Below are 9,530 nucleotides of genomic sequence, written 5' to 3'. Positions count from 1 at the left end.
GACAGACAATTCGAAATAATTTCTTTAATTTGTACTCGTGTAAGATTCATACGGTTTATCGTTTTATTTTGTTTTTTTCAAAGATAACAGTCTTGAGTCTTACACACTTTTTCGGGACAGTATCGAACGTTTAGGACACTATTGGCTTAATACTTAAAAAAGAATTTGATTAAATAATGCTAACTTTTTGAGTAACTATATCTTGAATAGGAGTGAAATATAAAAGCCGTATCCTCTTTTGAAGACACGGCTTTTAAATATTAAAGAAATGCTTTAAGCATTTACAAAATCATAGATTCTCGTCATTCCTTATCAGAATCGAGGTTCAGTTAGTCTTATATCATCCGCCTTTATCGGCTTTAGTTGAAATGCACCATCAAACTTTCCCAAAATACCGGTAACACTTCCACTTCCGGTAGGCACTTCATTATTTCCAAATGTACAACCACCCTTGATAGAGATAGAACATTTGGCTCCACTCTTTGATATAAGATTCCAAGTAGTATACTTTTCACCTGAATCCAACTTGGTTCCTGCTTGTGGAGTCGGATCTATTTGCACTCCTTCAATCTTGACGAGTTTATTCATCATTGTATCATCCAGTTTCTCCACTGTTGTAACAAATGGCTTTACAGGAGCAACCCCTTGCTTCTTGATATTATCCGACTTTGGAGAAAACTGTAAAGTGCCTTTGTAATTCTTGATAGATCCTCCATTGACATTGATAAGAAGTTTATCACCGATAGAATAAGTCCAAGTTTCTTTTGGAGCACGAGTCATAGCAATAGCATTTCCCTCCTTATCTTGCACATAAAAAATAAAATCTCCGGGAAGTTGCTTAGTATCGTTATTGGCTGTCACTGTAACCTCAACGTTATATGATTCGTTGATTGTAACGAACTTGCCATCTTCCAAGCCACGACCAAGTTCATAGAGCGATGTCAATGGCTTAACATCCTTTGCAGGTTCCGGGTCCGGAGTGGGATTGGGATTAGGATCCGGAGTAGGATTCTGACCATTTACTTCAAAACGGTCTCCAGTAAACTTAATATCTTCAAAAAGACTTGGCTTAAGGGCGTACTTCATAGGTGAGTTTTCATCCTTTCGGTAGATAGCTGCGATTGCAACAATTTCACCACTTCCTTGAGGTACATCTTTATCCTTAAACGCAGCTCCCTTAAGAACCTCAAGTGAGCATGTGTTTCCTTCCGGATCTTGCAATTCATGAGACTTCATAAAGAATGTACCATCATACATCTTTTGATCTTGATACTTTACGAACTGAGCCTTAGGGATTCTCACAAGGACCATCTTATACTTTCCTTCTGCCACATCTTTGATAGTTGCAGGGATAGGCTCGACTTTCTGCCCCGATACGACAGCTGCTTTTTCTCTTGGCAATTCAACTTGAATAGTCGCAGCATAATTGCTTACCTTGCAACCCTTGATATTTGCAGTAATCTGATCACCATATTCGTATGGCTGCTCCTCCTTACCCTGTGTAATCACGATGCCGTTGTTATATGCATCCATAGCGTAGTTGAAGTTTTGGAACGGGCCTAAATTGCGTCCCTTATAACTTGTAACAATGATACACTTAATAAAAATATCCTGGTCGATAACCTTACCATCTTTTCCGGCATCTTGAGCCATCTCCTGTACCTCAGCCAAGGTGCTGAACTTGACATCCTTGCCATCGCTACTTTTTTGGAGGATTGTGTAATAAAAAGATTTACCGCTTGCAGTAATCTTAAAACCACCCATACGTGCGTCACCGGTATTCTCTTTGACAATGACCTTTATTGTCACATTGCCTTCTTCACCCTTCTCGGGAGTGAGAGTAAACCAATCTCCATCCTTTTCTGTATACCAGGCACGATTAGTTTTAAGACTTAGCTGACGCTCGCCACCCTCAGTACCTACAATAAAAGTATTGTCTGTTTCGGAAGACTCTACGGCAACCTGAGGGCCTTCATATTTATCGTCATCATCCTTACATGAGGTAGCAAAGACAAGGAGAGCTGATGTGATAAGAAGCTGCAACATCCAGCTCCAAGATAAATTCTTTTGATTCATATCTATTATGTTTTATTTCAAATTATACTATTATCAACGATCAAATCGCTTACCATCGAAATGAAAGTCAGAAGGTGTCATTACAACCAATTGTGGTGTACCATTGAAAAATGTCAAAAGGGCTACTGCATCTCCATTTCCTTCCGGAAGTTTTCGGCTTGCAAACTTAGCATAGCTGCTTGTTCGGACAATGACAGTATTTCCTTCTCTATCTATCAACGTTCTATTGACAGCATTGACCTTCTGCTTATTTTGAGCATCAGCCCAAGTCATGCCAAGCTCATTTTCTACAAACTGTACATTTTTGATCTTGACAAGCGTATTGGCATATCGAGATGTTAATTGGGATATGGTCAGTTCATGTGGAGTGATTGTTCCATTCGGACCCGATACAATTACCTTAGGTATCATAAGGTCCGGAATAAATCCTGTTTCGTATTTCTCATCAGCGGACTTATAACCCAAAGTTACATTGCCTGCATACTTGCCAAGTTTAAGACCTTGACATTTTACATAGACCGTACTACCTTGTTTATAAAGCAAATTGAGATTACCCATACCGGCTTTCACCTCGATTCCTCCGGTAGAGTCTTCTATGCTCATCGTTTTGTAGAGATTACCCTCCTTATCGTCAGAAGCAACCTGAGCTTTTACAATGATATTCTGGAAGATCTCATTACCACCCTCTTTGTACATTGCCTTCAATTGAGCAACTGTGGTATTAGCATTGATTTCTACAGCATGATTGATTGTTTCCGGACATGGAGCCTCTTTGTAACAAGAGGAGACCACAGCCATCACAGCCAATGCCGATACAATATTGATTATATAATGTTTCATAAAGCTGGCTTTTTAGAATTGAAGAGAACAGTTAAGGAAGAAGGTTGTTCCATACATGTAGAAATACTTCGAGTCAAATGGTCGTGTCATAGTATTTCCATCCTTGCTTCTTCTGATACGAAGCTGTTCGAATCCACCACTCTTAAGATTTTTGTTGTTCAAGATATTGCTTGCAGAGAGGTTTATTCGAAGATACATACCCGACTTAATGCGGTACGAATACCCGGCAAATGCATCCACAGTGAAACCATCATTGAATCTCTCTCTTGAGACATATTCGGGAGCAAGTTGTTCGCGAGCCAAATCAGTACGTCTTAGCGGGTTCATATCGATAAAGCTTCTACCAAAATAATTGGCATTGACTCCTGCAAACCAATAATGAGGAGAATTGTATTGCAATCCAATGGAGGCACCTGTTTGAGGAGTACCGGCGGTGTTGAAGCCCTTCCAGTAAACACGTTCTCTTGCCTGTACTTTATCAGAGTTGTCCACAGTCTGTACAAACTTAGGATTGCTTACATAGGTGTAATGGCCATAGGTAAACACTCCATTGGCTGTCCAAGATGGGCTAAGTTTTGCTTCAAGACCAACCTCTACACCAACGTTTTGTTCATCAATACCACTAAGCACATAGTTTGAGAATGTACGATAACCATCGTCATAGAAACTCATGTTTCTCATTCGGTCATTGATCCTTGTATAAAAACCACTGATACGACCTTTTAAGAAAGGCATACGAATCTGATAATCTGCATCTGCAGAATAGATCATTTCACTTTTGGGATCATCAACATGACTATTACGGGTCCTTGGAGAAACAAACACATTCCTAAAGAAAGGAGCTTGAGTCATTACTGTACCGTGAACAGACAAATAATGATGTCCATTGATTTGATAAGTGGCACCCACCTTTACACCCCAATCGGTAAAGTTGAGCTTATCCGAATTGCCATAAGAGTTGTTTGGGAATAACCCTCTCATTTGAAGACCTTCCCTGTACATTCTTGTGAATGCTGCTTCACCTCCGACATAAGCTTGTACCTTATTATGGAAGTTCATGGACAAGACGCCCCAAGCTTTGGCTGTCTGAATATGAGAATAATAATTGTGACCTATTTTGTCTCCCTCTTTGGCAATATGATTGGGATGATTAAGGTCCAACTGAGAAGATGCCGGGTCGCCAAATTCGTTTTCTGCAAATTTGTCTATATCGTAGTAATAGTCACCACCAAGCAAATCTTTCAACTTGTTAAAATTGGCAGTTCTGTTGATTCTGACATCAACTCCTCCATCAACTCTGAAGATATCGCTCAATTGCGAATTTATGATAGCTGAGGCATTCCACTGACGTTGGTCCGTACGACGATCTTCCAAGATGTATTCTGACTTTTTACCTTGAGCCAATACTTTTCCATCTTCACCATAAATTGTTTGTTCGTTCTCTCTATTGATATTATAAATTCTATCCCAATCAATATACCTTACATTTGGATCTGTCTGCCAAAGCATAGCTACATAATCAGCTATTGCATAATCGGGAGTTTCACTTAAGTAAGTATAATAAGAGGGAAGGTATCTGTAATAATCCGGTCTTGGATCTTGAGCATTGGACCAGTTAAGTGCTGAATAGGCATTATATCCAAAACGATATCCGGTATTTAAGCTCAACTTCGTGTCCGGTGTAATATTCCAATTATAATTAAGAGTCAAGATCGGTTCAAAATTATTCCTAACTCTTGCATTTCTCCAATCGCCATGCTGACGACCTATATTAGGATTATAATAATGTGATCCCACCAAATCATATACCTCTTGTGTAGATCCACTTGCAACACCTCTGCTGGTAGGTGACATGATAGCGGTAAAAGAAAGGTCATGATTCCTTATTTTCTTTTCGATACCGGCATACAAACCAAAAGCCTGATAAAACTGACCTCTGACATAAGACATGTTACCGGATCCAAAACGGCCTGAAACGGAGAAGGCATAGGCCCATCCGCTTGGAAGCATTCCGGATGAATGCGTAAACATCAGCCTATTAGTATAGGTACGGTTGCTCATCGAATAGCTAAACTTGCTACCACTTCTGATTGCAGAAGCTCTCGTATCGATATTTGTTGCCCCACCAATACTACCAAAAGAATATTCTCCGGGTTCGGAATTGAGTGTTACAACTTGATTTCTAACAGCATCATTCAGACCACCCCATAGAGACCATACAGAGTATCCTGTATTTAGGTCGTTCATTTGCAAGCCATTGAGATACTGCATTTGGTAAGGAGAGTCATAGCCACGAGTACGAAACCTCATCGGACTAAACACATACGAAGCGGCATTGGTATAAGGATCTCGTGAAGCCATAAGTAATGGGGAAGTCTCTTGCACTTCATTGTCTCCAATTGTAGCAAGATCCTCTATAAACAAATCATTCATTGCCATGTTTCGGAAATTAGAACTTGACAAGGAATTTAACTTAAGAATACTGAGATCTTTTGTCTGACCATTCCATTCAAACTGTCTCGCTTCATACCCGGGCGCTGTCACAGTAACGGTATAAAGCTTGTTTTTTAACCCTTTGAATAGGTATTTTCCATCTGAATCGACCTTGAAAACTGTCGGGGAAGTGCGATAGGCTCTTACTTCAAGCTGTGCATCCTTAATTACACTGCCATCAGAAGCATCTACAACACGGCCCTTAGATGAAATCTCTTGTGCATGCATCCCGATAAGGGTTAAACAGCACAAGCTGAGCATCATAATTAGCTTCTTCATATTTATTAATTCATTCTAATAATTATCGTATCCATACGACTACCTTAAATAAGGACGACAAAGATAAGTCTTTATTTCACTATTCCCTTGATTACAAGATAATAAAACAGAAGGTGACAAATAAAAACACTTTGTCCGCAATCACTGTCTACAAGACAACAAAATCAACTCATAACAAGACAAACTCTGTATTTGTTTGAAAAGGTGTTTCCAACTACCTTGAAGGCAAATTGAAACAAACAGCCGGTCTTCATCAATACATCCGGCAAAAAAGTTTTTAAGTGAATCAAACAATACAGACAGCTTCAATCTTAAACTTATATCAACTCGAAACAGCTTTTGAATTTGCCATCTTTTCGAGCCTCAACAAGATTGTCAAACCTAAAAGTCATCAAACAACCTCTTCTATATATCTATATATAAATACAATTGCCAAACTTGTCACAATCACTTCTCATAAGTTCAATGTGGCATTGATAAAGTGCTGCAAAGTTTCGGGCCCTTCGCTTATCTCCTTATTGGTGCCTTCCCATTCTTTTATCCCCTTGCGAATGAAGATAATGTGATCGCCAATATTTCTGACTGAGTTCATGTCGTGCGTATTAATAACTGTCGTTATACCGAGTTCTTTGGTTAAGCCATAGATAAGTTCGTCAATTGTAAGTGAGGTTTTGGGATCAAGCCCGGAGTTAGGCTCATCACAAAATAAATACTTAGGATCCAAAGCCAGTGCACGAGCTATCGCCGCACGCTTCATCATTCCACCCGATATTTCGGAAGGGAACTTCTTTTTGGCATCAATTAGCCCGACACGCTCAAGCAAACCTTCTGCTTTGTCAATACGTTCGGCCTTTGAAGCGTTAGAAAACATATCCATAGGGAAAAGAACATTCTCCAAAACGCTCATACTATCAAACAAAGCAGAACCTTGAAAAAGCATTCCCAATTCACTTCTTAACTGGAGAAGCTCATGCTTGGACATTTTTGTCAAATCCCGCCCATCATACAATATGGAGCCACTGGTGGGTTGCATAAGGCCAATCATGCACTTAAGCAGCACAGTCTTGCCGGCTCCGCTTCGGCCAATAATCAGATTGGCTTTTGCCGTCTCAAACTTTGCTGAGATATTCTTAAGAACATCTTTGTCCGGAAAGGACTTGATTAAATTTTTAACTTCTATCATTGTAGTGTCAAGCTAACAACAAATTGGTCAGCAACAAATCAAATAATAAGATCAAAACACTGGTCGAAACAACAGCCTTGGTAGAAGCCGTTCCAACCTCCAAAGCTCCTCCCTTGACCGAATAACCATAGTAGCTGGCAACAGAACTGATAATAAAGGCATAAACAACTGACTTTATTATGGAGTAAAAGACATAATATGGCTGGAAAAACAACTGCAAACCAAACTCAAAATCCGAATACGACAGATTAGGAACAAGGTTGCAGGCTATATAACCACCGCCAATCCCTATTGCCATGCTAAATACAGATAAAACAGGGATAAAGAGCATCAGTCCGACAATCTTGGGAAGGATCAAGAAGTTGGCAGAATTAATACCCATGATCTCCATGGCGTCAATCTGCTCCGTTACCCGCATCGTTCCCAACTCAGAAGCAATGTTTGAGCCAACCTTGCCGGCCAAAATCAAACACATAATGGATGATGAAAACTCCAATAGAATAATCTCTCTTGTCGAATAACCAATAGTAAAACGAGGGATCAACGGATTAGTCATGTTTAAAGACAACTGGATCGTGATAACAGTACCGATAAAAAACGATATAATTAGCACGATCAAAACCGAATCCACGCCGAGCTTGTAGACCTCTCTCGAAAGAGACCTAAAAAACATATTCCACCTTTTAGGCCAGGCGAACGTACGTCCCAACAATATGGTATACTCGCCAACATTATGAATCATTTTATTGCTCATAGACGCAAAGATAGCACTATATTTGTGCCGTCGGAGTACTTTTTATTAAGTTTATGGTACAATATGACAATAAGAAAATGACTCATATTAAGGGGTTAACTTTCCGGAAGGCCTATTATTTCGTATTTCTAATGCAGACTAAGGGCTGAACGAGGAGGAAAAAATAAATTTTACAAGCAATTATTATTTCTTATTAAGATGAATGATCTTGAAGAAAAAAAAGATATCGAAGTTCCCTGCGAAGAGGAACAAATCATAACTTCTCAAGAGGATATGACTCTTTCTGATCAAGAAAAGGCTGCCTCTTTGGATGGACCTATGTCTCTAAGGACTGACAATCTCGTTAAAAAGTATAAGTCGCGCACGGTCGTCAATCATGTATCTATTGAACTCAAACAAGGAGAAATTGTGGGTCTTCTGGGACCAAATGGTGCAGGTAAGACCACCACTTTCTATATGACGGTAGGGTTGGTTATGCCCAACGAAGGTCGCATCTTCCTTAACGATGTCAACATCACAGATTATCCGGTTTACAAAAGAGCTCGCGCAGGAATAGGTTATCTGGCTCAAGAGGCATCTATCTTCAGAAAAATGTCTGTGGAAGACAATATCAAATCTGTTCTTGAGATGACCAAGATGACAGAAGAAGAACAACTTGAGAAACTTGAAAACCTTATCGCTGAATTTCATCTTACAAAGGTTAGGAAAAACAAAGGAGACCGTCTGTCAGGAGGGGAAAGGAGAAGGGCTGAAATTGCCAGATGTCTGGCCATTAATCCTAAGTTTATAATGTTAGACGAGCCATTTGCCGGCGTAGACCCCATTGCAGTACAAGATATCCAATATATTGTTGCCAATCTAAAGAAGAAAAACATTGGCATTTTGATAACAGACCACAACGTTAATGAAACATTGAGCATTACCGATCGTGCATATCTACTGTTTGAAGGAAAGGTGCTTTTCCAGGGGACAGCAGAAGAATTGGCTGCCAATGAAGTTGTGAGAGAAAAGTATCTTGGAAAAGACTTTGAGTTAAAAAGGAAATCATTTATAGAATAATTTAGAAACTTACCAACCAAATCTGATTGTTATGCTTCGCGCCTTATACCTTGTTTATTTTATTCTCATTGGGTTCCCAATTTTTGCAATCATAACCATCATTACAGCATTGACCACAGTGATCGGTTGTGCTCTTGGAGGAAAAAACATTTTTAGTTACTACCCGGGAATGATTTGGTCAAGATCGGCACTATTTCTTTCGGGATGCAGACTAATCATAAAAGGGAAAGAAAACATCCGAAAAGAGAGCAATTATGTAGTTGTTGCCAACCACCAAGGAGCATATGACATCTTTATGATGTACGGATACCTGGGCATTCGATTTAGATGGGTTATGAAGGCCGGTATCAGAAAAATACCATTTGTTGGTATGGCTTGCAAATCAGCCGGATTTATATTTGTGGATGACAAAAATCCCAACTCGATACATAGGACAATGGAAAGTGCCGAAAAGGTACTGGAAAACAAATCATCCATATTCATATTCCCGGAAGGTAGCAGGACTAAAGATGGCAAAATGGGACGGTTTAAGAAGGGGGCCATTGTCATGGCAGACAAGCTCGATGTACCTATCCTGCCCGTCACAATAGAAGGCTCATACAAAGTGCTTCGGATTGGAAGTCTTTTCCCTCACCCACACAAACTATATATGACTATCCACCCGGAGTTGAAGGTATCAGACTTCGGAGAGAAACCAATGTCTCTAATTAAAGCGACTGAAGAGGCAAAAAACAGAGTCGCCTCTGCACTACCCGAATAATATTATTCAAAACCATTTGATCCTCAAAAGAGATTAGAACATCCTAAGATGAAAGGATTGTAATTGCTAAAGAGCGTTCTTTTTAG

General features: G+C 39.7%; 7 protein-coding genes. 2 read left to right on the top strand and 5 right to left on the bottom strand.

Annotated elements, in window-relative coordinates:
* Nucleotides 1-312: 312 nt before the first annotated feature.
* The 5 genes from ACFO3G_RS08410 to ACFO3G_RS08390 all read right to left on the bottom strand — a co-directional run bounded on the left by ACFO3G_RS08410 (nt 313) and on the right by ACFO3G_RS08390 (nt 7,625).
* The gene (locus ACFO3G_RS08410) at nt 313-2,076 is read right to left on the bottom strand and encodes a DUF5689 domain-containing protein (protein WP_380079856.1); all 1,764 of its coding nucleotides are present in this window, start codon (nt 2,074-2,076) and stop codon (nt 313-315) included.
* Between the two features lie 33 nt (nt 2,077-2,109).
* Nucleotides 2,110-2,916 carry a DUF5689 domain-containing protein gene (locus ACFO3G_RS08405; protein WP_380079854.1) on the bottom strand — a complete coding sequence of 269 codons (807 nt, stop codon included), beginning with the start codon at nt 2,914-2,916 and terminating at the stop codon, nt 2,110-2,112.
* 12 nt (nt 2,917-2,928) lie between these two features.
* Nucleotides 2,929-5,688, bottom strand: a complete 2,760-nt coding sequence (locus ACFO3G_RS08400; RefSeq protein ID WP_380079851.1) for a carboxypeptidase regulatory-like domain-containing protein — start codon at nt 5,686-5,688, stop codon at nt 2,929-2,931.
* A gap of 454 nt (nt 5,689-6,142) precedes the next feature.
* Complete coding sequence (locus tag ACFO3G_RS08395; RefSeq protein ID WP_380079849.1) at nt 6,143-6,871, bottom strand: ABC transporter ATP-binding protein; 729 nt, start codon at nt 6,869-6,871, stop codon at nt 6,143-6,145.
* A 7-nt stretch (nt 6,872-6,878) separates the two neighbouring features.
* Complete coding sequence (locus ACFO3G_RS08390; RefSeq protein WP_380079846.1) at nt 6,879-7,625, bottom strand: MlaE family ABC transporter permease; 747 nt, start codon at nt 7,623-7,625, stop codon at nt 6,879-6,881.
* Between the two features lie 273 nt (nt 7,626-7,898).
* Here ACFO3G_RS08390 and lptB point away from each other — a divergent pair, with 273 nt between their 5' ends.
* Both lptB and ACFO3G_RS08380 read left to right on the top strand, forming a co-directional pair.
* Complete coding sequence (lptB, locus tag ACFO3G_RS08385; protein WP_380079860.1) at nt 7,899-8,684, top strand: LPS export ABC transporter ATP-binding protein; 786 nt, start codon at nt 7,899-7,901, stop codon at nt 8,682-8,684.
* A 31-nt stretch (nt 8,685-8,715) separates the two neighbouring features.
* Nucleotides 8,716-9,444 carry a lysophospholipid acyltransferase family protein gene (locus ACFO3G_RS08380; protein ID WP_380079844.1) on the top strand — a complete coding sequence of 243 codons (729 nt, stop codon included), beginning with the start codon at nt 8,716-8,718 and terminating at the stop codon, nt 9,442-9,444.
* The last annotated feature ends 86 nt before the right edge of the window (nt 9,445-9,530 follow it).

Origin of the sequence: Falsiporphyromonas endometrii, from assembly GCF_042654485.1 — a bacterium.
In the GTDB taxonomy this organism is placed as follows: domain Bacteria; phylum Bacteroidota; class Bacteroidia; order Bacteroidales; family Porphyromonadaceae; genus Porphyromonas; species Porphyromonas endometrii.
This window is presented reverse-complemented; position numbering and strand designations above follow the sequence as displayed.

What these genes read in the sequence shown, in the direction of transcription:
- ACFO3G_RS08400 (WP_380079851.1), bottom strand. Translation starts at nt 5,688, where the DNA reads ATGAAGAAGCTAATTATGATGCTCAGCTTGTGCTGTTTAACCCTTATC.
- ACFO3G_RS08410 (WP_380079856.1), bottom strand. Translation starts at nt 2,076, where the DNA reads ATGAATCAAAAGAATTTATCTTGGAGCTGGATGTTGCAGCTTCTTATC.
- ACFO3G_RS08390 (WP_380079846.1), bottom strand. Translation starts at nt 7,625, where the DNA reads ATGAGCAATAAAATGATTCATAATGTTGGCGAGTATACCATATTGTTG.
- ACFO3G_RS08405 (WP_380079854.1), bottom strand. Translation starts at nt 2,916, where the DNA reads ATGAAACATTATATAATCAATATTGTATCGGCATTGGCTGTGATGGCT.
- ACFO3G_RS08380 (WP_380079844.1), top strand. Translation starts at nt 8,716, where the DNA reads ATGCTTCGCGCCTTATACCTTGTTTATTTTATTCTCATTGGGTTCCCA.
- ACFO3G_RS08395 (WP_380079849.1), bottom strand. Translation starts at nt 6,871, where the DNA reads ATGATAGAAGTTAAAAATTTAATCAAGTCCTTTCCGGACAAAGATGTT.
- lptB (WP_380079860.1), top strand. Translation starts at nt 7,899, where the DNA reads ATGACTCTTTCTGATCAAGAAAAGGCTGCCTCTTTGGATGGACCTATG.